The sequence below is a fragment of the Actinoplanes flavus genome (assembly GCF_017592555.1).
Classification (GTDB): Bacteria; Actinomycetota; Actinomycetes; order Mycobacteriales; family Micromonosporaceae; genus Actinoplanes; species Actinoplanes flavus.
In genome coordinates, this window is the sequence record NZ_JAGFNS010000001.1 from 586,245 (window position 1) to 608,808 (window position 22,564).

19 protein-coding genes are annotated in these 22,564 nt (G+C 72.2%); 9 read left to right on the forward strand and 10 right to left on the reverse strand.

All coding sequences use genetic code 11. The annotated features are described in order from the left end of the window. Nucleotides 1–85: 85 nt before the first annotated feature. Together ddaH and rocD are read left to right on the forward strand one after the other, a co-directional pair. The gene (gene ddaH / locus J5X75_RS02705; protein WP_208465575.1) at nucleotides 86–883 is read left to right on the forward strand and encodes a dimethylargininase; all 798 of its coding nucleotides are present in this window, start codon (nucleotides 86–88) and stop codon (nucleotides 881–883) included. After that, on the forward strand, nucleotides 880–2,094 hold the full coding sequence (gene rocD / locus J5X75_RS02710) for an ornithine--oxo-acid transaminase (RefSeq protein ID WP_208465576.1): 1,215 nt from the start codon (nucleotides 880–882) through the stop codon (nucleotides 2,092–2,094). Before ddaH ends, rocD begins: the two co-directional genes overlap by 4 nt. A gap of 40 nt (nucleotides 2,095–2,134) precedes the next feature. Here the strand turns inward: rocD and J5X75_RS02715 are convergent, their stop codons facing one another. Next, nucleotides 2,135–3,283: an FHA domain-containing protein gene (locus tag J5X75_RS02715; protein ID WP_208465577.1), complete on the reverse strand. Its 1,149-nt coding sequence runs from the start codon at nucleotides 3,281–3,283 to the stop codon at nucleotides 2,135–2,137. A 140-nt stretch (nucleotides 3,284–3,423) separates the two neighbouring features. On the opposite strand from J5X75_RS02715, the gene J5X75_RS02720 reads away from it, so the two are divergent. Then, nucleotides 3,424–4,167: an SCO4651 family lipoprotein gene (locus tag J5X75_RS02720; protein ID WP_208465578.1), complete on the forward strand. Its 744-nt coding sequence runs from the start codon at nucleotides 3,424–3,426 to the stop codon at nucleotides 4,165–4,167. Here J5X75_RS02720 and J5X75_RS02725 read toward each other — a convergent pair. Together J5X75_RS02725 and J5X75_RS02730 are read right to left on the reverse strand one after the other, a co-directional pair. Then, complete coding sequence (locus J5X75_RS02725; RefSeq protein ID WP_208465580.1) at nucleotides 4,164–5,207, reverse strand: 1-acyl-sn-glycerol-3-phosphate acyltransferase; 1,044 nt, start codon at nucleotides 5,205–5,207, stop codon at nucleotides 4,164–4,166. The two genes, J5X75_RS02720 and J5X75_RS02725, sit on opposite strands and share 4 nt — an antisense overlap. After that, nucleotides 5,207–6,058 carry a patatin-like phospholipase family protein gene (locus J5X75_RS02730; RefSeq protein WP_208465582.1) on the reverse strand — a complete coding sequence of 284 codons (852 nt, stop codon included), beginning with the start codon at nucleotides 6,056–6,058 and terminating at the stop codon, nucleotides 5,207–5,209. The genes J5X75_RS02725 and J5X75_RS02730 overlap by 1 nt, the downstream gene beginning before the upstream one ends. Nucleotides 6,059–6,123: 65 nt before the next feature. Between J5X75_RS02730 and J5X75_RS02735 the strand changes: the two genes are divergently transcribed. After that, nucleotides 6,124–6,486 carry a MerR family transcriptional regulator gene (locus J5X75_RS02735; RefSeq protein ID WP_208465583.1) on the forward strand — a complete coding sequence of 121 codons (363 nt, stop codon included), beginning with the start codon at nucleotides 6,124–6,126 and terminating at the stop codon, nucleotides 6,484–6,486. After that, nucleotides 6,468–6,815 carry a thioredoxin family protein gene (locus J5X75_RS02740; protein ID WP_208465584.1) on the forward strand — a complete coding sequence of 116 codons (348 nt, stop codon included), beginning with the start codon at nucleotides 6,468–6,470 and terminating at the stop codon, nucleotides 6,813–6,815. The genes J5X75_RS02735 and J5X75_RS02740 overlap by 19 nt, the downstream gene beginning before the upstream one ends. Here J5X75_RS02740 and J5X75_RS02745 read toward each other — a convergent pair. The 7 genes from J5X75_RS02745 to J5X75_RS02775 form a co-directional block, all read right to left on the reverse strand. Further along, complete coding sequence (locus J5X75_RS02745; protein WP_183216903.1) at nucleotides 6,812–7,027, reverse strand: hypothetical protein; 216 nt, start codon at nucleotides 7,025–7,027, stop codon at nucleotides 6,812–6,814. The genes J5X75_RS02740 and J5X75_RS02745 overlap by 4 nt on opposite strands. A gap of 39 nt (nucleotides 7,028–7,066) precedes the next feature. After that, nucleotides 7,067–10,255 carry a cyclic nucleotide-binding protein gene (locus J5X75_RS02750; RefSeq protein WP_208465585.1) on the reverse strand — a complete coding sequence of 1,063 codons (3,189 nt, stop codon included), beginning with the start codon at nucleotides 10,253–10,255 and terminating at the stop codon, nucleotides 7,067–7,069. Between the two features lie 234 nt (nucleotides 10,256–10,489). Next, entirely contained in the window at nucleotides 10,490–12,001 is a 1,512-nt protein-coding gene (locus tag J5X75_RS02755; RefSeq protein WP_208465586.1) for a trypsin-like peptidase domain-containing protein, read from the reverse strand. A 39-nt stretch (nucleotides 12,002–12,040) separates the two neighbouring features. Continuing rightward, nucleotides 12,041–13,624, reverse strand: a complete 1,584-nt coding sequence (locus J5X75_RS02760; protein ID WP_208465587.1) for a sensor histidine kinase — start codon at nucleotides 13,622–13,624, stop codon at nucleotides 12,041–12,043. 8 nt (nucleotides 13,625–13,632) lie between these two features. Continuing rightward, a complete protein-coding gene (locus J5X75_RS02765; RefSeq protein ID WP_208465588.1) occupies nucleotides 13,633–14,346 on the reverse strand; it encodes a response regulator transcription factor in 714 nt (237 codons plus the stop codon). 73 nt (nucleotides 14,347–14,419) lie between these two features. Beyond that, on the reverse strand, nucleotides 14,420–15,190 hold the full coding sequence (locus J5X75_RS02770; RefSeq protein WP_208465590.1) for a lysophospholipid acyltransferase family protein: 771 nt from the start codon (nucleotides 15,188–15,190) through the stop codon (nucleotides 14,420–14,422). Next, nucleotides 15,187–15,948: a GNAT family N-acetyltransferase gene (locus J5X75_RS02775; RefSeq protein WP_208465591.1), complete on the reverse strand. Its 762-nt coding sequence runs from the start codon at nucleotides 15,946–15,948 to the stop codon at nucleotides 15,187–15,189. Before J5X75_RS02775 ends, J5X75_RS02770 begins: the two co-directional genes overlap by 4 nt. A 93-nt stretch (nucleotides 15,949–16,041) precedes the next feature. Between J5X75_RS02775 and J5X75_RS02780 the strand changes: the two genes are divergently transcribed. The 4 genes from J5X75_RS02780 to J5X75_RS02795 all read left to right on the forward strand — a co-directional run bounded on the left by J5X75_RS02780 (nucleotide 16,042) and on the right by J5X75_RS02795 (nucleotide 22,460). Further along, nucleotides 16,042–16,707 carry a hypothetical protein gene (locus J5X75_RS02780; RefSeq protein WP_208465592.1) on the forward strand — a complete coding sequence of 222 codons (666 nt, stop codon included), beginning with the start codon at nucleotides 16,042–16,044 and terminating at the stop codon, nucleotides 16,705–16,707. Nucleotides 16,708–16,748: 41 nt separating this feature from the next. Beyond that, nucleotides 16,749–17,669: an ABC transporter ATP-binding protein gene (locus J5X75_RS02785; protein WP_208465593.1), complete on the forward strand. Its 921-nt coding sequence runs from the start codon at nucleotides 16,749–16,751 to the stop codon at nucleotides 17,667–17,669. Next, nucleotides 17,666–18,472, forward strand: coding sequence for an ABC transporter permease (locus J5X75_RS02790; protein ID WP_208465594.1), 807 nt, complete (start codon nucleotides 17,666–17,668; stop codon nucleotides 18,470–18,472). Before J5X75_RS02785 ends, J5X75_RS02790 begins: the two co-directional genes overlap by 4 nt. 292 nt (nucleotides 18,473–18,764) lie before the next feature. Continuing rightward, complete coding sequence (locus J5X75_RS02795; protein ID WP_208465706.1) at nucleotides 18,765–22,460, forward strand: multifunctional oxoglutarate decarboxylase/oxoglutarate dehydrogenase thiamine pyrophosphate-binding subunit/dihydrolipoyllysine-residue succinyltransferase subunit; 3,696 nt, start codon at nucleotides 18,765–18,767, stop codon at nucleotides 22,458–22,460. The last annotated feature ends 104 nt before the right edge of the window (nucleotides 22,461–22,564 follow it).

Consider the following 22,564-nt stretch of genomic DNA (forward strand, 5'->3'; position numbering starts at 1 on the left):
CCGCCGCGATCACGCAACGATCGGCCGCGTGACGCATGGTTGATCAGGGGCATCCGACGGTCACCCCGACCTACCGTTTTCTTCCATGACGTTCAAGCGCCGCTACCTGATGTGCCGGCCCACCCATTTCGCCGTCACCTACCGGATCAATCCCTGGATGGACCCGACGGCGCCGTACGACAACGCGCTGGCCATCAGCCAGTGGGAGAACCTGCGGCAGACCTTCCTGGGCCTCGGCCACACCGTCGATCTGATCGACCCGCTACCCGGGCTGCCCGACATGGTCTTCGCCGCCAACGGCGCCACCGTGGTCGACGGCCGGGCCCTGGGTGTGCAGTTCCGCGACGCCGAGCGGGCCGACGAGGCCCCGGCGTACGCCGCCTGGTTCCGTGAGAACGGCTTCGACGTGTTCGAGCCCAAGCACACCAACGAGGGCGAGGGCGACATCCTGCTCGCCGGGGACGTGCTGCTCGCCGGCACCGGCTTCCGGACCTCGCACGCCTCGCACGCCGAGACCCAGGAGTTCCTCCAGCGGCCGGTGATCACGCTCCAGCTCGTCGATCCGGCGTACTACCACCTCGACACCGCGCTCTGCGTACTGGACGAGACCAACATCGCGTACCTGCCGCAGGCCTTCTCGGCCGGTTCGCAGGCCGTGCTCCGGCAGCTCTTCCCCAACGCGATCATCGCCACGCCGGAGGACGCCGCCGTGCTCGGCCTGAACGCGGTCAGCGACGGTGAGACCGTGGTGCTGGCCGAGCAGGCCACCCACCTGGCCGACGCGCTGCGTGCGGCCGGATACCGGACCATCGGGGTCGACATGTCCGAGCTGCGCAAGGCCGGCGGCGGACCCAAGTGCTGCACGCTGGAGGTGCGTTCGTGACGACCGTGGAATTCCGTACCCCTGGGGCGCTGGCCGACGCCGAGCGCTGGACCGCCCACAACTACCACCCGCTGCCGGTGGTCGTGGCCGAGGCCGAGGGCGCCTGGGTCACCGACGTGGACGGCCGCCGCTACCTGGACTTCCTGGCGGGCTACTCGGCCCTCAACTTCGGGCACCGGCACCCCGGCCTGATCGCCGCCGCGCACGCGCAGCTCGACCGGGTCACCCTCACCAGCCGGGCCTTCGTGCACGACCAGTTCGCCGCGTTCTGCCGCGGGCTGGCCGAGCTGTGCGGCAAGGACCTGGTGCTGCCGATGAACACCGGCGCCGAGGCCGTGGAGACCGCGATCAAGGTGGCCCGCAAGTGGGGCTACCGGGTCAAGGGCGTGGCCGACGAGCGGGCCGAGATCATCGTGGCGGCGAACAACTTCCACGGGCGTACCACCACCATCGTCAGCTTCTCCACCGATCCGGAGGCGCGGGCCGACTTCGGGCCGTACACGCCCGGGTTCGTCGTGGTGCCGTACGGCGACCTCGACGCGGTCCGGGCCGCGATCACGCCGAACACGGTCGCGGTGCTCATGGAGCCGATCCAGGGCGAGGCCGGTGTGCTGGTGCCGCCGGCCGGGTTCCTGGCCGGGGTGCGTGAGCTGTGCGACACGAACAACGTGCTGATGATCGCCGACGAGATCCAGTCCGGGCTGGGCCGTACCGGGAAGACCTTCGCCATCGAGCACGAGGGCGTCGTTCCGGACATGTACGTGCTCGGCAAGGCCCTCGGCGGCGGCATCGTGCCGGTCTCCGCGGTCGCCGCCAACCAGGACGTCCTCGGTGTGCTGCGGCCCGGCGAGCACGGATCCACCTTCGGCGGCAACCCGCTCGCGTGCGCGGTCGGCGCCGAGGTGGTCCGCCTGCTGGCCACCGGCGAGTTCCAGGAGCGCTCGGCCCGCCTCGGCGCGCGGCTGCACGCCGGCCTGGAGGCGCTGATCGGCCGCGGTGTGGTGGCGGTCCGCGGCCGTGGGCTGTGGGCCGGGGTGGACATCGACCCGGTTCTGATGACCGGCCGGCAGGCGTGTGAACGGCTCGCCGAACGGGGTGTGCTGGCCAAGGACACCCACGGGTCGACGATCCGCCTGGCGCCGCCGCTCGTGGTCACCGAGGAGGACCTCGATCACGCGCTGGCGCAGCTGGCCGCCGTACTCGAGGGTTGATCGGGGCATGCGCCGCCGCCGGACCGGCGGCGGCGCATCGCTATCGGCCGACCGGCCGGAACGCCATGGTGGGAGCCTCGCTCATCACCGACTCGGGCTGGACCACGCCGCCGGTCGCCCACATCTTCGACCGGCCCACGTGCACCTGGGCGTAGAGCTCGACGATGTCCTCCGGGCCGAGCACCCGGCGCTCGTCACGGCGCAGCGTGAGCCGCTGGTCGTCGTCGAACGAGCCGCCCGGGCGGATCCCGGTGCCGTTGGTGCTGATGTCCTGGGCGGTCACCTCACCGCCGCGCAGCGACAGCCGGACGTGCCCGCGGCTGATCCACTTCCGGGCGTCCTCGGTGAGCCACTGGCCCAGCATGACCCCGCCGCCGCCCTCCGGCGCCCGGCCGATCACCACGGCCTTGTCCTCGGAGACCACGAAACGCTGCCGGATCACGCCGTCGATGCGCACCGAGAAGACCTCGGTGGCCGGGCGCGCGCCCATGTCCTTGAGCCGGTCGCCGTGCCGGGGGCAGGTCGGCGCGCCGGCTCGCAGGGCGGGGGGCGGCTGCGACACCGGGCTGGTGAAGGTGCGCATGTCGGCGAACGGGCTGTCCGGGTCGCCGCCGTCGCCGTAGGTGTTGCAGTTCATCTGCGGGCAGCGCCACACCCGGGCGAGCAGCCGCTCACCGAGCGGGGACCGCGGCACCGGCGGCGCCGCCTCACCCCGGCCGACCCGGGCCACCAGCACCGGGCCACCCTGGTTCGACACCAGGGCGAGCAGCCGGCCCGGATCGGTCACCCACGGCCGGCGGTCCCGGAAGCGGTCCTCCCGGTCACGGGTGAGCACCGGCAGGCCGAGCATCTCGGCCACCTCCAGCACCCGGTCGTCGATCTGCGGAACCACCTCGACCTTGCCGTCGTCGGCCCAGCGGCGCACCACCATGCGCTCGTTCGACGTCAGGTCGGCGTCGGAGAGCAGCGCGCGGGGCGCGACCGCGTAGACCGGGACGCTCTCCTCCGCCACATACCGCCCCAGGGCGTCGATCAGCAGACCTAGGCGGACCAGGCTGGCCGGACGGCCCCCGTCGAGGTCCGCGTAACGGACCACCTCTGACAGATCCACCACACCCCGGGCCAGCGCCGGATCGGTGGTGAGCCGGGCCTCGATGGCGTCGAGGACCTTGCTGACCTCGAATCTCACGAGTCCTCCCCTGTTACGTACGCGTGCGGCCCCTCCGACCCATCATGCCCCGCCCATGATCGCCGGAGAAATCGGGCCGGTGGTTGTCGCACCCGGCCGCTATGGTGGGCGCCGCTCGACGAATCGACAAGGAGACACATATGAGGTTCCAACGGCTGGCCGTCGTCACGGTGACGATCGCGGCCCTCGCCGGCATGGGTGGCTGCGGTTCGGCCTCCACCGACGCGAAGTCCCCCGCCGCCACGCAGGCCGCCGCCGACCCGCTGGCCGAGTTCGTCGCCGCGTCGAAGAAGCTCGGCAACGAGAAGATGAAGATGAAGATGTCGATGCCGGGCGGCATCGAGGCGAGCGGCGTGTCCGACCTCGCCGGCAAGAAGGTCGACATGGTGATGAGCGTCGGCGCCGCCGGCCAGGAGATGAAGATCGCGGTCCGCCTGATCGGCGACGAGATGTTCATGAAGTACGGCACCACCGCGGGCGCCAAGTGGTGGCGTCTCGACGTGTCGAAGCTCCCGGCGAGCAGCTCGATGAACCCGAAGAACATGGCGGACGCGTCGGCTTTCGCGCAGGCCGCGGTCAAGGTGGAGAAGAACGGGGACACGTTCTCCGGCACGCTCGACATGACCAAGTCGCCGACCTCCGACCCGGAGTCGCTGAAGGCTCTGGGCGACAAGGCGTCCGCCGTCCCGTTCACCGCCAAGGTGGACGGTGAGGGCCGGCTCACCGAGCTGGTCATCGACATGAGCTCGCTGGGCGCGGGCGCCGGCAAGATGACGACCACCTACTCCGACTTCGGCACCCCGGTGTCGGTGGAGGCCCCGCCGGCCGCCGAGGTCACCGAGATGCCGGCCGAGATGCTCAAGTCGCTGACCCAGACGGCCTAGCCCACGGCGCGCCCCGGCCGCGTCCACAGTGGCCGGGGCTCCGGACGGTTCTCGTCGATCCACGCGTCGATGCGGGCCCACCAGTCGTAGAGCCACTCGATCCGCTCCTGTTCGCCGGTGGGCACCTCCTCCGGCGGCACACTCCAGAACCGCATCACCAGCCGCTTGTCCATCGGCAGCTCACGCCACACGTCGGCGACGCTCGTCATCCGGTCCAGGCCGGTGTGCGCCACGAAGATCACCCCGGCGTCCGGGGCCGCGTCGATCGCGGCGAAGAGCCCGCCCGGCTTCGGCGGCAGCAGGTTGTTCAGACTCTCCGCCCGGGCCGCCAGGTCGTGCAGGCCACGCGACCACAGCCGGGCGATGGCGCTGGCCCGTCGGCGGTGCGTGAAGTTGCCGCCCTCCGGGAAGATCACGAACGCGTCGTTGTCGTCCAGACCGGTGGCCAGCTCGCCGATCTGCTGCTCCAGCGTCGCCGTCCCGGTGCGGCCCGGTGAGATGAACCGGTTGGGCAGCCGGTTGAGCAGCACGTCCACCGCCGGATCCCATTGCAGGGCCGCCTTCAGCACGATCCGCGGCTCCCGGGCGAACCAGTTGACCAGCGCGTGGATCAGGGTGAAGGAGTCGCCCGGCCCGGCGTGCCGGCTCACCACGATCTCCGGGCGGCCGGGCTGCGCGGTGTCCGGGTCGGTGCCGACCACGTCGATCGTCAGGTGCAGCGACCAGCGGGCGAACCAGAAGAGGCTGCGCAGGAACCAGCCGGTCAGCACGTAGTGCGCCCGCTGGAACCCGGGGCCGCGGATCCGCCGGCCGAAGCCCGACGCCACCCAGAGCACCGCGAGCCCGACCAGCGCCACCGCGTCCCACACCAGGTAGACGATGAGCAGGAAGACCACCCGGGGCAGCCGCAGCCGGCCCGGCACCACGGGCGAGACGGCCAGCGCGATCAGCAGCCAGACCGGCAGGGTGGTGAGCAGGGTGAAGGCGAGCAGCACGACGGCCGGGGCGATCACCATGCGGCGGACCCAGACCGGGGGCATCAGCGACCCGGCCCCGGCAGCGGGTTCACGTTGGCGTTCAGGTAGCGGCGGGAGGCGGTGTAGGCCCGGCTGATCCGGCGCCCCACCGCGGCCATGTCCCGGTAGGCCCACGGGGAGTCGTCCCGGTTCTCCCCGCCGCCGCTCGGCAGCACGTGCACGCGGACGTCGTCCGGCAGCGACGCGAGCTCACGGGCGAACCGGTGCCGCCGGGCGATCTCGAACGCCACCTGCGCCACCTCCCACGGCCGCTTCGGCACGCTGAGCTGGCGTTCCACCCGGCCGACCTGGAGCACGAAGATGAGCTTCGCCCCGAGCCGGACGGCCTCGCCGATCGGGATCGAGTTGACGATCCCGCCGTCGACGTAGTGCTCGCCGTCGATCTCCATGGGCGGCAGCAGCCCCGGCACGGCCGAGGAGGCGACCACCGCGTCGACCAGCGGGCCACTGTCGAACCAGTGTTCGGCGGCCCGCTCGATGCTCGCCGCACAGCAGTGGAACGGCACCTTGAGATCGGCGAACGTGGCGTTCTCCCCCAGCTCGCTCTCCAGCAGGCGGCGCAACGGGCGGGGCGAGTGCAGATGGGTACGGGCGGCGAACCGGCGCATCTGGCGGCCGAGCGAGTCGCCGTACACCGCGGCGGCCTCCGGCGACGTCCAGAGCCGGACCAGGCGCTCGGTGACGTGCTCGGCGGGGTCGGCGGCGACCAGAGCACCGTTCACCGCGCCGATCGACGTGCCCACCACCATGTCCGGACGGAACCCGGCCCGGAAGAGGGCCCGCAGCATGCCGACCTCGACCGCGCCGAGCACGCCTCCGCCGCCGAGCACGAAAGCCACCGGACCGTCGACCATGTCACCATCCTCGCACGATCTTGCACCCTTGCCCTGACGCCGATGTCAGGGCTTACCGTCGGCTCATGCTTATCGGAGAGCTGGCCGACCGGGCCGGCACCAGCCCGCGAACGCTGCGCTACTACGAGAAGCACGGGCTGATCCGTCCACGCCGGGACGCCAACGGCTACCGGCAGTACGACGACGCGGAACTGCGCGTGGTGCACGAGATCCGCACGCTGCTCGCCGACGGATTCGGCGTGGACGACATCAAACCGTTCGTCGCCTGCCTGCGGGCCGGCAACAGCGCCGGGCACGTCTGCCCGGAGTCGGCGGTCGTGCTGCGGCGGCGACTGGCCGAAGTGGACGAGCTGCTGGGCCGCCTCACCGACGTACGGGAGCGGCTGCGGGACCAGTTGAAGGAGATCCGATGCCAGATGACACCCTGACCACCGTCACCGACGCCACCTTCGCCGAGATCGTGCTGTCGGCGAAGGTCCCGGTGCTCGTCGACTTCTGGGCGCAGTGGTGCCCGCCGTGCGGGCCGCTGAAGCGGGTGCTCGGCGAGCTGGCCGGAGAGTTCGGCGACCGGGTGCTGATCGCCACGCTGGACGTGGACGCCAACCCGTCGACCACCATCGCCTACCGGGTGCACTCGATGCCGACCCTGCTGTTCCTCCGGGACGGGACGGTCACCCAGACGATCGTCGGCGCCCGGCCGAAGTCGGTGCTCCGGCCGGCGATCACCAACCTCATCACGCCGTACGCGAACGTCTAGTCCAGTTCGGGCATGGCGACCGGCTGTGGCCGGGGACGGCAGGTGCCGCACTGCACCGCGTCCTCGACCACCAGCGCCTCGGCCCGGTCCCGGCGGGCCGACCGGGTCACCTCCAGCAGGTAGGGCCCGAAGCGCGCGTGCTCGGCGCACACCCCGCGCCCGCAGAACCGGCAGATCGCCCGCGCCCCCTCGGCGCAGAACCAGCACAACATGGGCGGCCACTCCTTCTCACGTCGGGAGGCCGCCGATGTTCAGTTGCTGGACGGCCCCGTGGTCGTCGGCTCGGGATCCGGCTGGGTGGTGGTCGGATCCGGGTCCGGCTGCGTGGTGGTCGGGTCCGGGTCCGGCGCCGTGGTCGTCGGTTTGGTGGTCGGCTTCGTGGTCGGCTTGGTGGTCGGCTTCGTCGTGGTGGGCCGGTTGGTCGGCACCGTGATCGTCGGGTTGCCGGTGGTGGGCCGGGTCGTCGTCCGGGTCGTCGTCGGGTTCGTCGTCGTCGCCGGGTCGCCGTCGTCCGAGCCGTCCACCGGCTCGTCCTCGGTGCCCGGAACGGTAGTCGGGTCGGTCGAGGGCGCCGGGATGGCGGGCGCCTCGGCCGGGGACGACTCCTCGGTCGGGTCCGGGGTCGGTTCGGCCTCGGTCGGCGGGGTCACCGGCACGCCGTCGCCGCAGTTCAGCGGCTGCTTGTCGGCCTCGTCACGGGAGCCGCCGACGGTCACGGCCCCTTCCGAGACCGCGACACCGGCGGTGTCCACTGAATACCACGCCCGGCCGTCGCTGGTCACGTCACCCTGGGTGCGCAGCACGGTCAGATCGAGCGGCTGGTACGCCCCGCTCGGGCTGCTCGTGTCGGCCAGCAGCCGCCCGTTCTCCAGGGTGAGCTGCCCGGACGGGGTGGACCGCCGCCCGTTCGCCACGGTCACCGCGGTGACCTCGGTCCGCGAGCCGCCGCACAGCACCACCGCGGCGCCGCCCGGGAAGGTCAGCAGGGCCACGCCCCGCCCCGGTACCTCGATCTCGGCGCCGGCCGCGAGGTAGCGGCGGTCGTTCGGGCCGAGCGCGATCGACTCCCGGTCGGCCACCGCCGTGGCGGAGCCGCGCTGCACGGACAGCAGCACCCGCTCGGCGGGCATCTCCGCCCAGGCCGGTCCGGAGCTCACGTTCACCAGCAGGCTGCCGAGGGCGAACACCAGCAGCAGGCTCACGAAGCCCCACATCCGGCGTTCGAAGTGGCGGTCCACGTCGTACTGTTCGTCGGCGTCCGGCGGGCCGGGTGGCACGGCGAGGGGCGGGTGCGCCGCGCCGGGCCGGGCCACCGCCGGGATGCTGGGCCGCAGCGCCGGCATCGGGACGCCGGGACCGTACGAGCCGATCAGCGGGGGCAGGTCGGAGGCGTCCGGGATGATCCACAGCCGGACCGGGGTCCGGGCCTGGGCCACCATGCCGGGGCTGCCGTCGCCGACCGGGCCGACCAGGGTGCCGCGGCGCAGCTCGACGCCGTCCGGCATGGCGATCACGCCGGACTCGACGACCACCGCGTGGGTCGGGCCGGGCAGGATCACCGGCGCGCCCGGGTCCAGGTCGGCCGGGTGCGCGGCGGCGATCAGGGCCAGCCGCTGGTCCTCCTCCAGCGCGGCGAGCGCCGGGGTGTCGGCGAACAGGGCCTCGGCCTCGGCGCGCTCCTGCGGCGGCGGGCCGGGCATCGGGCCGACCACGGTGGCCACCGTGGAGGTGGGCAGGGTCAGCAGGGTCACGCCGGCGGTGTGCCAGTCGAGCTGGGCGCTGCGGCCGGTGAGCGCGGTGGCCAGGCCGACCACGCCGCCGGGGCCGACGTGGTGCCGGATGGTGCCGCCCGGGTCGCCGGGCCGGCGGCCGTGCAGCGCGCCCTCGACCACCACGTAGACGGCGCCCTGGGTCTCCCCGGCGAGCACCAGCTGGCGGCCGGTCGGCGGACGGTACCACCGGGCCCGGGCGGCGAGCGCCTGCAACGACGGCTCGGGCAGCCCGCCCAGCTCGGAGGCGCGCAGGGTGGCCACCCGGCGGGGCAGGTCGGCTTCCCGGTCCCGCTCGGCGAGCTGCTGGCGCGCCCGGCGGGCGGCCCGGACCAGGCGGCCCAGCAGGAAGTACAGCGGCGGCGCGACGACACCGAGAACGATCACCAGGAGCAGCAGCGCGCCGGCGACGCCCTCGTACCAGAGGCCGACGATCAGGCCCTCGATCCGGTCGGTCCACAGTCGGTAGCCCAGCCCGATGGCGCTGACCAGCCACAGCAGCGACAGGAAGCCGTAGAGGGCGACGAGCCGGCCCTCCCGGTCCAGAGCCTTCCAGCCCGGCCCGCGGCGGCGCAGGCGGCCGCCCATCCAGGACAGGGCGCGGGCCCGGACGTCCGGAATCTCCAGCCAGTCCATCAGCAGGTACTTGCCGTCCAGCGGCAGCAGCGGGCTGAGGTTGAAGAACGTGTGCAGGTAGAACAGGAACGCCAGCTTGAAGGTGACCCCGGCGACGGCCGGGATGGCGAGACCGGTCAGCTGGAACAGCCCGGCCAGGCCCAGGGCGGTGGCCGGGCCGGCGGCGGTGACCGCGATCCGGGCGCGGCGGCCGGCCATCCAGACGTCGCTGGTGTCGACGAAGACCGAGGGGACTCCGAAGTAGAGCATCAGGCCGGCGGCCGGGACCTCCCGGCCGACCCGTTTCGCGGCGAGCGCGTGCCCCAGCTCGTGCACCGCCAGGACCAGCACGTTCAGTGACACCAGGGTGAGCGCGCCGAGCAGGTACGAGTCACCCACCAGGAAGAGCGACCGGCTGCCCCGCTGCCAGGTGCCCGCGAACAGCAGCAGGCCGACGGCCGCCACCACCGCGCCGAGCCACACCGCGACCCGGGTGAAGAGCAGCCGGCCGACGGTGTTGTAGAGGGTGGTGACCAGGCCGTCGATCGGGAAGGACAGGACCACGCGGCCGCGCGCGGCGGCGGCCAGCGAGTCGCCCATCCGCCGGGGCAGCGGGTCCCGGCGCAGGTCGCGCAGCGGGCGGAAGGCGTCCATCGGCAGCTCTTCGAGCATCCGGTTGGCGGCCAGGTCGGCGACGACCCGGCGGACCTGGTCGGGTGCGAGGCGGCCGGCGATCCGGGCGAACTCGGCGACCAGCCGGGCCACCGTGCTGTCGCCGTCCATCATCAGGGCGAGCTGGTACTCCTCCGGGGTCAGCCGAAGGTACGAGCTGCGGCCACCGTCCTCGGGCGAGCGGAGCATCACGTACCGGCCGCCGCGCACCGCCGTACGATGCCGGACCTCGATGCCGGAGCGCAGGATCGGACGGGCGCTGGCCGGGTTGAGCCGGTCGGCGACGGTGTGCCAGAGGCCGGTGTCGGCGGGGCCGGAGGGCACTCCCGGAGCCCGGCCGGCCAGGGCTTCCCAAACGTTGGTCCGGGTCTCGACGTACGTCAACTCAGGAGGCCCTTCACTCCGCCGGTCGTGGTGGGGGGATGCTCGCCGGCGACTGGCGAAGGCGTCGCCGATGGCGAATGGAGATTAGGCGGTCGCCTGCACAAACGCGAGCCCCACCCGAGGAAACCGTCCTGTTGGTCGCTAAGGTCCCGAATCCCGGCATAGACACAATCACGGCGGGTGACGCACCCACCCCCCGGGTACGTCACCCGCCGTGGCGGGAGAAGCCGATCTCTACTGCGTCTCTTGCAGGGTGACGGTGACCGTCTGCTTGCTGCCGTTGCGGGTGAAGTTCAGCGTCATCTTCTGCCCGACCGCACCCGCCTGGACCGCCGCGACCAGGTCGTCGGAGTCGTCGATGGCCTTGCCGTCGGCCGCGGTCACCACGTCGCCGGTCTGGAGCCCGGCCTTGTCCGCCGCGCTGCCGCTGGTGACGTTGCTGATCAGGGCCCCGCCGTTCTCCGCGTCGGTGACGCTGACGCCGAGCGCCGGGTGGCTGACCTTCTTGCCCTGCATGAGCGCCTCGGCGACCTGCTTGGCCTTGTTGCTCGGGATGGCGAAGCCGAGGCCGATGTTGCCGGTGCTGGAGCCGGAGGTGGCGATCGCCGAGTTGATGCCGATCACCTCGCCGTTCGTGTTGACCAGCGCGCCGCCGGAGTTGCCCGGGTTGATCGGGGCGTCGGTCTGCAGCAGGCCGGTCATCGTGGTGGTGCCGGACTGCTGCTGTTGCTGCTGCTGGCCGCCGAACGGGCTCTGCTGCTCCTCGCCGCCGGACTGGATGGTGCGGTCCTTGGCGCTGATGATGCCGGCGGTGACCGAGCCCTCCAGGCCGAGCGGGCTGCCCAGGGCGAGCACGGTGTCGCCGACCTGGATCTGCGCGCTGTCGCCGAAGGTGGCGGCCTTCAGGTCGGAGACGCCGGTGGCCTTGATCACCGCGAGGTCGGTGCGCTCGTCGGTGCCGACGACGGTGGCCTGGGTCTTGGTGCCGTCGGCGAAGATGACCGTCACGTTCGAGCCCTGGGCGGTCGAGACCACGTGGTTGTTGGTGACGATGTAGCCGTCGGCGGTCAGCACCACGCCGGAGCCCTCGCCCGAGCCGGTGGTGATCGAGACCACGCTGTCCTGGACGGCGGCGGCGATCTGGGCCAGCGACGACCGGTCCACCACCCGGGTGACCGACGAGTTGCCGCTCTGCACGGTGTTGACCGCGTTGCCGCCGTCGAGGGCCAGCGCGGTGGCCGCGCCGACGCCACCCGCGGTGAGCGCGATCAGCAGTGCGGCCGCTCCGGCCAGGAGGACCTTGCGGCCGGAGCCCGGGCGGCGCGGGGCGGCGGCGGGATGCGCCGTGACCCAGCCCGGCGGGACGGTGCCGTCGCCGGCCGCCGCCTGAGCGGCCTGGGCGGCCTGGGCGGCGTGCCAGGCCTGGTACGCCGACTGCTGCTGGGCGTAGTCCTGGTAGCCGGGCTGCGGCGACTGGTAGCCGTAGTGCGGGTGGCCGTGGGGAACCGGGCCCGGCTGCGCGGAGACCGGCTGGGTGGACACCGGCTGCGCCGAGACGGGCTGCGGCTGTTGCCAGGGCGACTGGGCCCAGGCGCTGTGCTGCTGGGGTGCCGCGGACTGGGGAGCACCGGACTGCGGAGCAACCGGCGGCTGCGCAAGAGTCGGCTGCTCAGACGCCACCCGCTCCGTGCTGCTGTGATCAGCGGCGGCGTCCGCGGTCTGCGGGTTGGTCTCGTTCTCGTTCATGTGAATAACTCTGCCCCGTCGTACTCGTACCGAACTGTGTTACTCCTGGACGTTTTCTGTGAACCCTTTATCCGCATTTATGGTCGGCAATGACACGCGGAAGGTGGCACCGGCGCCGGGCTCCGACAGCACCTCGACGGATCCCTCGTGGGCGGCCACGATGGCGGCCACGATGGCCAGCCCCAGGCCCGTCCCGGTGGCCGCCCGCTCGGTGTTGCGGGTCCGCGCCTCGTCCACCCGGTAGAACCGCTCGAAGACCCGGGCCCGCTGCTCCTCGCTCATGCCGGGCCCGGTGTCGGCCACCTCGACCACGGCCCGGCCGTCCTCCCCGGCATACAGCCGGAGGGTCACCGAGGCGCCCGGCGGGGTGTGGACCAGCGCGTTCGTCATCAGGTTCCCGATCACCTGGCGCAACCGGGCGTCGTCACCGTAGGCCACCAGGCGCTCCGGCGCGTCCCGCACCTCCAGGCCGATCTCCTTGTCCGGGGCCGTCGCCTGCGCGGCCTGCACCGCGTCGACGGCCAGCACCGGCAGCTCCACCGGCGCCAGGGTGAGCGGGCGCTCCCGGTCCAGCCGGGCGAGCAGCAGCAGGTCCTCGACGAGCAGGCCCATCCGGGCGGCCTCGTCCTCGATCCGCCGGACCAGCCGGGCGACCTGCTCCGGGTCGGAGACGGCGCCCTGCCGGTACAGCTCGGCGAAACCGCGGATGGTGGTCAGCGGGGTGCGCAGCTCGTGCGAGGCGTCCGCCACGAACCGCCGCATCTTCTCCTCGGACCGCAACGCCCGGGACTCCGACGCGAGGGCCCGGGCCTCGGAGCGCTGCGCGGCCTCGGCCGCCTCCATGGCCGCCTGCTCGGACTGCGCCCGGGCCAGGAAGGCCGCCTCGATCTGGGCGAGCATCGCGTTCAGCGCGCCGGAGAGCCGGCCCAGCTCGGTGGTGGGATGGCCGCCGGACTCCTCCGGGTCGGGCACCCGGCGGGTGAGGTCGCCGGTCGCGATGGCCGCCGCCGTGCGCTCCACCTGGATCAGCGGGATCAGGCTCTGCCGGACCAGGGCGGCGCCGACCGTGGCGAGGGTGACCAGCACCCCGACGCCGACCAGCACGTCCACCCAGATCAGCCGGGCGACCACGTCGTCGATGCCGGACATCCGCTGGCCGACGTGCAGGACGCTGTCGTCGGGCAGGCGACGCACCAGCATCCGCCACATGTACTTCCCGTTGCGGCCCTTGACGGTGTACGCCTTGCCGTCGTGGGCGGCGATCACGTCGACGCCGCTGAGCAGCCGGGGTGTGTCGTCGGCGGCGACCCCCACACCGATCGTGCCGACCGCGGCCTCCCCACTCACCGAGGTGAAGGCGATGAGGAAGTCCGGTGGCGCGTAGACGGCGCGGTAGTGCAGGTTCGCCATGTCCACGGCGGCGTTGTCGGCCATCACGTCGAGCTGCTTGTCGAGCCGGGCGACCATGTAGGTGTTCAGCGCGTAGGTGCTGGCGGCGCTGATCAGGGTGAGCGCGGCGAAGACCAGGACCAGCACCGAGGCGACCAGCTTGGTCCGCAGCGAGATCCGGCGCAGGGTGGGGTGGCGCGGGATCCGCTCGCGGACCCGCTCGGTCAAACCCATCCCGCGGCCTAGACGGCTGGCTTGCGCAGCACGTAACCCACACCGCGCAGGGTGTGGATCAGGCGGGGCTGGACGTTGTCCACCTTGCGGCGGAGGTACGAGATGTACGACTCGACGATGTTGTCGTCACCGCGGAAGTCGTACTTCCACACGTGGTCCAGGATCTGCGCCTTGGAGAGCACCCGGTTGGCGTTGAGCATCAGGTAGCGCAGCAGCTTGAACTCGGTCGGCGAGAGCTGCACCCGGGAGCCGGCCCGGTAGACCTCATGCGTCTCCTCGTCCAGCTCCAGGTCGGCGAAGACCAGGCGGGACGGCTGCTCCTCGGTGGCGTTGGTGCGGCGCAGCACCGCCCGGATCCGGGCGGTGAGCTCCTCCAGGCTGAACGGCTTGGTGACGTAGTCGTCGCCGCCCAGGGTCAGCCCGCGGATCTTGTCGTCGGTGCCGTCCCGGGCGGTCAGGAACACCACGGGGGTCCGCTGGCCGCCCTCGCGCATCAGCCGGATCACCTCGAAGCCGTCCAGATCGGGCAGCATCACGTCGAGGACCACCAGGTCGGGGGTCGAACTGCGGGCCGCGCTCACCGCCGCGCTGCCGCTGGTCGCGGTGGTCACCTCGAACCCGGCGAAGCGCAGGCTCGCGGAGAGCAACTCGAGGATGTTGGCGTCGTCCTCGACGACGAGGAGCTTCGCCTCGCTCTGCTTGGGCTGGGTCTGGATGGCCATGGGGTCATTCTTTCCCGGACCGCTGCGGCCTGCCTGCACCCTCGCTGAAAATTTTCTGTGAGCCGTGGACCGGTCAGGCGGCCAGGCGGTAGCCCGCCCCACCCAGGCTGGCCTGGGCCGCCCGGGCCAGCGCCCGCCGGTCCGCGCCCGGCGCCGGGCGCATCGCGGGGGCGGCCACCAGGGTCACCGTCAGCCGGCGCACCCGGGCCACCCGGCGCACCGACTCCCACAGGGTGTCCGCCGCGACGAAGGACGCCTCGGTCGAGTCGTAACCGATCGAGACCGGCACGACCGGGGCGCCCGCGTCGATCGCCGCCTGGAACAGGGCGGGACGGAACCTGCCCTGATCCGGGCCGCAGAACGTCGTACCCTCCGGAAAGAGGGCGACCGACCGCCCGGCCCGCAGCGCGGCCGCCACCTCGGCCACCGTGCCCGGCAGCGCTCTCGGCCGGGTCCGGTCGATGAAGATCGCGCCGGCTCGCCGCGCGGTGCCGCCGATGCCCGGCCAGGCCGCCACGTCGTGTTTCGCCACCGGCGCCGCGGGCAGCGACGCGCCCAGCGCCACCACGTCCAGCCAGGAGACGTGGTTGGCGACCAGCAGGCTGCCGGGGCGCGGCCGGGGACCGCGCCAGACCGTCCGGACCCCCAGGGCCGCGAGGATGGCGCGGGACAGGGTCCGCAGCGCGGCGCCACCCAGCAGACCCGCGGGCAGCAGACCCAGCAGGAGTACGGCCCAGAGCACGGTCACCCGCACGGCGACGGTGACCGCGCCGGCCCGCCGGAAGCCGCCGTCCCGGCAGTGCGCACCGCAACCGGAGGCCGGCTGCCACAGCGTCGCGCTCACCGGGACGCTCCGAGGAAGTGCCGGCGGTACCGCGGGTCCAGCCGGTCCAGCGAGAAGAGCACGTAGAAGTCGGCACAGTCGAAGTCGGCGTCGTAGGCCGGCTCGCCGCACACCCAGCTGCCCAGCCGCAGGTAGCCGCGGAGCAGCGGGGGCACCGCCACCTTCGGGTCGGCCACCACGCCGTCCGGCACGGTCCACGGGCGGCGCGGCCGGACCCGCAGCGCGGGCGGCGACAGGTGCCGGCCGTTGATCCGCTCGCGTACCCCGGCGGCCGTCGCGCCGCCGTCGCCGAGCGGCACCGAGGCGCAGCCGCCCAGCCAGCGGAGGTTGTTCAGGTGCAGGTAGCGGGCGATGCCGGCCCACATCAGGTTGACCACCGCGCCGGAGCGGTGATCGGGGTGCACGCAGGAGCGGCCGATCTCGACGAGATGGTCGCGCAGCGGGCGCAGGGCGCTGAGGTCGAACTCGGCGTCGGCGTACCGGCGGCCGGCCAGCTCGGCGGCGCGCGGCGGCAGCATCCGGTAGGTGCCGACCACCTCGCCGGTCGCGTCGTCCCGGACGATCAGGTGGTCGCAGTGTGCGTCGAACTCGTCGGCGTCGAGGCCCTCCGGGGTCTCCGGGAGACGGGCGCCGAGCTCGCCGGCGAAGACGTCGTGGCGCAGGCGCTGCGCGGCCTCGACCAGACCCGGACCGTCGGCGAGGAGCAGGGTGTAGCCGCTGGTCCCGGTGGGTGCGGCGGCGGTCATCAGAACTGCCATGTGATCTGTGTAAGCCCGGTGTCTGCCGATGGCGTGTCCGGTTCGGTGGCGATGTGTGACCGCTGGATGAACGACGTGTGCGAAGGTCTGGGGATGATCGTTCCGGCTCGTTTCAACGGCCCGCCCGGCTCCGGCAACGGCGGCTGGTGCGCGGGCGCCTTCGCGGCCGCCGCCGGCGCCCGGCCCGGTGGACCGCCCCACCAGGTGACCCTGCGGGTGCCGCCGCCCCTGGAGACCCCACTGGAGCTGCGGGACGGGTCGGTCTGGGCGGACCGGACCCTGGTCGCCGAGGTGACCGAGGCCGCCGGCGCCGGTCCCGGGGTCCCCGGCGTGCCGTTCGCCGAAGCGGTGACGGCGTCCCGCGGCTATCCCGGGTTCACCGCCCACCCGTTCCCGGGCTGCTACGTCTGCGGGCCGGACCGGGCGCCCGGCGACGGGCTGCGGATCTTCCCGGGACCGCTGCCCGGAGACCGTACGGCCGCCCCGTGGACGGTCCCCGGCGAGGTCACCCCGGAGACCGTCTGGGCCGCGCTGGACTGCCCCGGCGGGTGGACGGCGATCGGCTCCGGCGGCCGGCCGTACGTGCTGGGCCGGATCACCGCGGACGTCGGCGCGCTGCCCACTCCGGGGGCGGAGTGTGTGGTGGTCGGCGCACTGTCGGGGGTGGACGGCCGCAAGGCGACGGTGGACTCGGCCCTGTACGGTCCGGACGGGGAGCGCCTGGCCCATGCGAGGGCCACATGGCTCGCCCTGGTCTAGTACCTTGATCGCTTCCAGCTGACGGGGAAGGAGCCGCGACCATGAGCCGGCCCAACCATGCGGAGATCAGCGTCGAGCACCTCACCAAGCAGTACTCGAAGGTGCGGGCCGTCGACGATCTCTCCTTCACGGTGCACGCCGGCCGTGTCACGGGCTTCCTGGGCCCGAACGGGGCGGGCAAGACCACCACCTTGCGGATGGTCCTGGGCCTGGTCACGCCGACCTCCGGGACCGCGACGATCGGCGGCGTCCGGTACGTGGACCTGCCCGATCCGATCCGCCACGTGGGCGCGATCCTGGAGGCCTCCAGCGCGCACCGCGGCCGCAGCGCCCGGAACCATCTGCGGGTGATCTGCCGCGCCGCCGGGCTGCCCGACCGCCGGGCCGACGAGGTCCTCGAGATGGTCGGCCTGCACACCGTGGGCGGCCGCAAGTTCAAGGGCTACTCGCTGGGCATGAAGCAGCGGCTGGGCATCGCCGCGGCGATGCTCGGCGACCCGCGGGTGCTGATCCTGGACGAGCCGGCCAACGGCCTCGACCCGGAGGGCATCCGCTGGATGCGGGACCTGCTCAAGGCGTTCGCCGCCGAGGGCCGCGCGGTCCTCGTCTCCAGCCACCTGCTCGGTGAGATGCAACAGCTCGCCGACGACGTGGTGATCATCGCGGCCGGCCGGCTGATCCGGCAGGGGCCGGTCAGCGACGTGCTCGGCGAGACGGCCGGCGTGGCGAAGGTGCGGGTCCGCACACCGCAGGCGGAGCAGCTGTCCGCCGCGCTGCGCGACGCCCAGCTGGAGGTGGCCGTCCAGCCGGACGGTTCGCTCCAGGTGCTCGGCGCGGAGCCGGCGCGGGTCGGCAACGTCGCCTTCACCGCCGGTGTCGAGCTGCACGAGCTGATCGGGGAGGCCGCCGACCTGGAGCGGGTCTTCCTGGAGCTGACGGCCGGAAAGGCGGGGGCCCGATGAACCTCATCAGTGCCGAGCTGCTGAAACTGCGGACCACCGCGCTCTGGTGGATCTTCGCGATCATCCTGGTGCCGCTCTGGGGTCTCGCCCTGGGCTTCAACTGGCTGACCATGAACGCGGCGCTGAGCCTGAGCGAGGCCGACCTCGAGGAGGCCGGGCTCGGCGACCTGGAACGGCTCGTCTCCGGCCTCTACACCAGCGGCCAGTTCTCCGGCGTGCTGCTCGTGCTGCTGCTCAGCGCGATCCTGGTGACCAGCGAGTTCTTCCACCTGACCGCCACGTCGACGTTCCTCACCACGCCCCGGCGGGAGCGGGTGATCATCGCCAAGATGGTCGTCGCGGTGATCATCGCGGTGGTGGTCTGGCTCTTCACCACCGTGCTCAACCTGGCGCTCAGCCCGATCGTGCTGGGCACCATGGATCAGCCGACCTATCTCGGCGAGCCCTTCGTCTGGCAGGCGATCGGGCTCAACGGCCTGGCCTTCGTGCTCTGGTCGCTGCTCGGCGTCGGCGCCGGCGTGCTGATCCGCAGCCAGATCGGCGCGACGATCACGCTGTCCGTCGTCTACGTCATCGGGACCCAGGTGCTGAGCGTCATCTTCGTGGTGCTCAGCGAGTTCGTCTGGGAGCCGTTCATGGATCTCCGGGTGCTGGTCCCGACGTTCGCCTCGGACCTGCTGATCTCCGGGCCCCAGCTGCCGGACGACCCGCCCCGGTGGGTCGGCGGTGTGATCCTGATCGGCTACGCCGCGGTCATGTCGGTGATCGGCACACTTGTCACGAAGCGACGGGACATCGGGTAACCGAAGCCTGCGAACGACGCACGACCGGCCTGCCCGGTCGTGCGTTTTTCGTTGACGCGACCAGCGGAAACGCTGTCCTGGGGAGGCTCCGGTGCGCCGGTCGGCGAGAAAACGGAGGGTGTAGTCTCGCCCCGTCGCGACGGTGCGGCGGAGGCCGGAGCTGTTGGTCACAGGGTGGACGTCCGCACCGACAGCGCCCATCCACGGCGTAGCCTGGACACCGAATCCTACCCGTCCCGCGTGACGGAGCGGTCACGTGATGACAAAAACGGTGAAAGAGGCGAACGCGGCAGTGTCGACGCAGCAGACTTCGCAGGACAATCCACTCGCGGATTTCGGTCCCAACGAGTGGATCGTCGATGAGATGTACCAGCGCTACCTGGCCGACCCGACCAGTGTCGACCCCGCCTGGCACGATTTCTTCGCCGACTACAAGCCGGCGACGTCCCAGGGACCGATCGCGACCCCGGACCAGGCCACCGCGGCCAACGCCACGGCCACCGCGGCCAAGGCGGGCACCGACGCGCCGGCCGCCACCACGGTCGCGCCGCCCAAGCCGGTGACCCCGCCGGCCGCGCAGGCCCCGAAGGCCGCCGCCAAGCCCGCGCCGAAGCCGGCCGAGGCCGCCCCGGCCGGCGCCCGGACCACCACCCTGCGCGGTGTGGCCGGCAAGATCGTGCAGAACATGGAGGCCTCGCTGCAGGTCCCCACCGCCACCTCGGTGCGCGCGGTCCCGGCGAAGCTGATGGTCGACAACCGCATCGTCATCAACAATCACCTGTCCCGCGGCCGCGGTGGCAAGGTCAGCTTCACCCACCTGATCGGCTGGGCCCTGGTGCGGGCGGTCATCGCCCACCCGGAGATGAACAACACCTACGCCGAGATCGACGGCAAGCCCACCCTGATCCAGCCGGAGCACGTCAACCTCGGCATCGCGATCGACCTGGTCAAGAAGGACGGGTCCCGCACGCTGGTGGTGCCCTCGGTCAAGAACTGCGAGACGCTCGACTTCCGCGGGTTCTGGCAGGCGTACGAGGACATCGTCCGGCGCGCCCGCCGCAACGAGCTGACCATGGACGACTACGCCGGCACCACGATCTCGCTGACCAACCCCGGCGGCATCGGCACGGTCCACTCCATCCCCCGGCTGATGAACGGGCAGAGCGCCATCATCGGCGTCGGCGCCATGGAGTACCCGGCCCCCTACTCCGGGATGAGCGACGAGACCCTCGCCGAGCACGGCGTGAGCAAGGTCACGACGCTGACCAGCACCTACGACCACCGGGTCATCCAGGGCGCCCAGTCCGGCGAGTTCCTCAAGGTGATGCACGAGCTGCTGCTCGGCCAGCACGGCTTCTACGACGAGATCTTCACCTCGCTGCGGATCCCGTACGAGCCGGTCCGCTGGGTGCGTGACGTCGCCCGGACCTCCGAGGGCCAGATCGACAAGGCCGCGCGGGTGGTCGAGCTGATCCACGCGTACCGGGTGCGCGGTCACCTGATGGCCGACACCGACCCGCTCGAGTTCACCATCCGCAAGCACCCCGACCTGGACGTGCTCCAGCACGGCCTGACCCTGTGGGACCTGGACCGGGTCTTCCCGGTCGGCGGCTTCGCCGGCAAGCAGCGGATGAAGCTGCGCGACGTGCTCGGCGTGCTGCGCGACACCTACTGCCGCCGCGTCGGCATCGAGTACATGCACATCCAGGACCCGGAGGAGCGCCGCTGGGTCCAGGAGCGCATCGAGGTCAAGTACACGAAGCCGGACACCGACGAGCAGAAGCACATCCTGCACCGGCTCAACGCCGGCGAGGCGTTCGAGACCTTCCTCCAGACGAAGTACGTGGGCCAGAAGCGGTTCTCGCTGGAGGGCGGCGAGTCGCTGATCCCGCTGCTCGACGCCGTGCTCCAGTCGTCCGCCGAGGCGGGGCTGGACGAGATGGTGATCGGCATGGCCCACCGCGGCCGGCTGAACGTGCTCACCAACATCGTCGGCAAGCCGTACGAGAAGATCTTCAACGAGTTCGAGGGTCAGATGGACCCGAAGTCGGCGCACGGCTCCGGTGACGTCAAGTACCACCTCGGCCAGACCGGGAAGTACACCACGCCCGACGGCCAGTTCTCGACCACCGTCAGCGTCGTCGCGAACCCGTCCCACCTGGAGGCCGTCGACCCGGTCCTGGAGGGCATCGTCCGGGCCAAGCAGGACCGCCTCGACCTGGGCCTGCACGGCTACACGGTGCTGCCGGTGCTGGTGCACGGCGACGCCGCGTTCGCCGGGCAGGGCGTGGTCGCCGAGACGCTCAACCTCTCGCAGCTGCGCGGTTACCGGACCGGCGGCACGGTCCACGTGATCGTGAACAACCAGGTCGGCTTCACCACCGCCCCGGAGTACAGCCGCTCGTCGATGTACTCGACCGACGTCGCCCGGATGATCCAGGCCCCGATCTTCCACGTGAACGGGGACGACCCCGAGGCCGTGGTCCGGGTCGCGAAGCTGGCCTTCGAGTACCGCCAGGCGTTCAACAAGGACGTCGTGATCGACATGATCTGCTACCGGCGCCGCGGTCACAACGAGGGCGACGACCCGTCGATGACCAACCCGCGCATGTACCAGATCATCGACACCAAGCGCAGCGTGCGGAAGCTCTACACCGAGGAGCTGATCGGCCGCGGCGACATCACCGTGCAGGAGGCCGAGGAGCAGCTGCGCGACTACCAGGGCCGGCTCGAGGAGGTCTTCAAGGCCACCCGGGACGCGGCGGGCAGCCCGCCGCGGCCGCGGATCATCGCCGAGGAGCCGGAGCCCGAGGTGGCGAGCGCCGTCGACGCGAGCGTGGTGCGGGCCGTCGGCCAGGCGCACGTCGAGCTGCCCGAGGGCTTCACCCCGCACAAGCGGGTCCAGCAGCTGCTCGACCGGCGGGCCAAGATGTCCACCGACGGCGGCATCGACTGGGGCTTCGGTGAGCTGATCGCCTTCGGCTCGCTGCTCAGCCAGGGCGTCACCGTCCGGCTGGCCGGCCAGGACTCGCGCCGGGGCACGTTCACCTCGCGGCACGCGGCCATCGTCGACTCGAAGACCGGCAAGGACTTCCTGCCGCTGTCGTCGCTGATCACCGGGAACGCCCGGTTCTTCGTGCACGACTCCCTGCTCAGCGAGTACGCGGCGATGGGCTTCGAGTACGGCTACTCGGTGGAGAACCCGGACGCCCTGGTCCTCTGGGAGGCCCAGTTCGGTGACTTCGTCAACGGCGCCCAGTCGATCGTGGACGAGTTCCTCTCCTCCGGCGAGGTGAAGTGGGGCCAGCAGTCGTCGCTGGTGCTGCTGCTCCCGCACGGCATGGAGGGCCAGGGCCCGGACCACTCGTCCGGCCGCCCGGAGCGGTTCCTGCAGCTCTGCGCGCAGGACAACATGCGGGTGGCGAACCCGACCACCCCGGCGAACTACTTCCACCTGCTGCGCCGCCAGGCCCTGTCCACCAAGCGCAAGCCGCTCGTGGTCTTCTCGCCGAAGTCGCTGCTGCGGCACAAGCTGGCGGTCTCCGGGGTCAACGACTTCACCCAGGGCGCCTTCCAGCCGGTGCTCGGCGACGCCGGGGTCAACGGCCAGCCGCTGGACGGCTCGTCGGTGAAGCGGGTGCTGCTCTGCTCCGGCAAGGTCTACTACGACCTGTTCCAGGCGCGGGCCGACCGGGGCATCACGGACACCGCGATCATCCGGATGGAGCAGATCTACCCGCTCCCGGTCGAGGAGCTCAAGGCCGTCCTGGCGCAGTACCCGAACGCCGAGGACTTCGCCTGGGTGCAGGAGGAGCCGGCCAACCAGGGCGCCTGGTCGTTCGTCGCGCTCAACCTGCTGGAGCACCTGGAGGGTGTCCGCCTGCGGCGGATCTCCCGCCCGGCCGCGGCCGCCCCGGCGGTCGGCTCGGCGAAGATGCACGACGCCGAGCAGGCCGCGCTGATCGAGGCCGCGCTGCCGCGCTCGTAACCGCACGTCGAGTGAGGGGGGGGGGGGGCCCCGGGGGGCGGCCCCCCCCCCCCACCCCGGGCGGGTAGTCAACCCAACGGGGCACGGGGGGCGGGGGGGGGGGG

What these genes read in the sequence shown, in the direction of transcription:
- ddaH (WP_208465575.1), top strand. Translation starts at nt 86, where the DNA reads ATGACGTTCAAGCGCCGCTACCTGATGTGCCGGCCCACCCATTTCGCC.
- J5X75_RS02720 (WP_208465578.1), top strand. Translation starts at nt 3,424, where the DNA reads ATGAGGTTCCAACGGCTGGCCGTCGTCACGGTGACGATCGCGGCCCTC.
- J5X75_RS02725 (WP_208465580.1), bottom strand. Translation starts at nt 5,207, where the DNA reads ATGCCCCCGGTCTGGGTCCGCCGCATGGTGATCGCCCCGGCCGTCGTG.
- J5X75_RS02730 (WP_208465582.1), bottom strand. Translation starts at nt 6,058, where the DNA reads ATGGTCGACGGTCCGGTGGCTTTCGTGCTCGGCGGCGGAGGCGTGCTC.
- J5X75_RS02735 (WP_208465583.1), top strand. Translation starts at nt 6,124, where the DNA reads ATGCTTATCGGAGAGCTGGCCGACCGGGCCGGCACCAGCCCGCGAACG.
- J5X75_RS02740 (WP_208465584.1), top strand. Translation starts at nt 6,468, where the DNA reads ATGCCAGATGACACCCTGACCACCGTCACCGACGCCACCTTCGCCGAG.
- J5X75_RS02745 (WP_183216903.1), bottom strand. Translation starts at nt 7,027, where the DNA reads ATGTTGTGCTGGTTCTGCGCCGAGGGGGCGCGGGCGATCTGCCGGTTC.
- J5X75_RS02755 (WP_208465586.1), bottom strand. Translation starts at nt 12,001, where the DNA reads ATGAACGAGAACGAGACCAACCCGCAGACCGCGGACGCCGCCGCTGAT.
- J5X75_RS02760 (WP_208465587.1), bottom strand. Translation starts at nt 13,624, where the DNA reads ATGGGTTTGACCGAGCGGGTCCGCGAGCGGATCCCGCGCCACCCCACC.
- J5X75_RS02765 (WP_208465588.1), bottom strand. Translation starts at nt 14,346, where the DNA reads ATGGCCATCCAGACCCAGCCCAAGCAGAGCGAGGCGAAGCTCCTCGTC.
- J5X75_RS02775 (WP_208465591.1), bottom strand. Translation starts at nt 15,948, where the DNA reads ATGGCAGTTCTGATGACCGCCGCCGCACCCACCGGGACCAGCGGCTAC.
- J5X75_RS02780 (WP_208465592.1), top strand. Translation starts at nt 16,042, where the DNA reads ATGATCGTTCCGGCTCGTTTCAACGGCCCGCCCGGCTCCGGCAACGGC.
- J5X75_RS02785 (WP_208465593.1), top strand. Translation starts at nt 16,749, where the DNA reads ATGAGCCGGCCCAACCATGCGGAGATCAGCGTCGAGCACCTCACCAAG.
- J5X75_RS02790 (WP_208465594.1), top strand. Translation starts at nt 17,666, where the DNA reads ATGAACCTCATCAGTGCCGAGCTGCTGAAACTGCGGACCACCGCGCTC.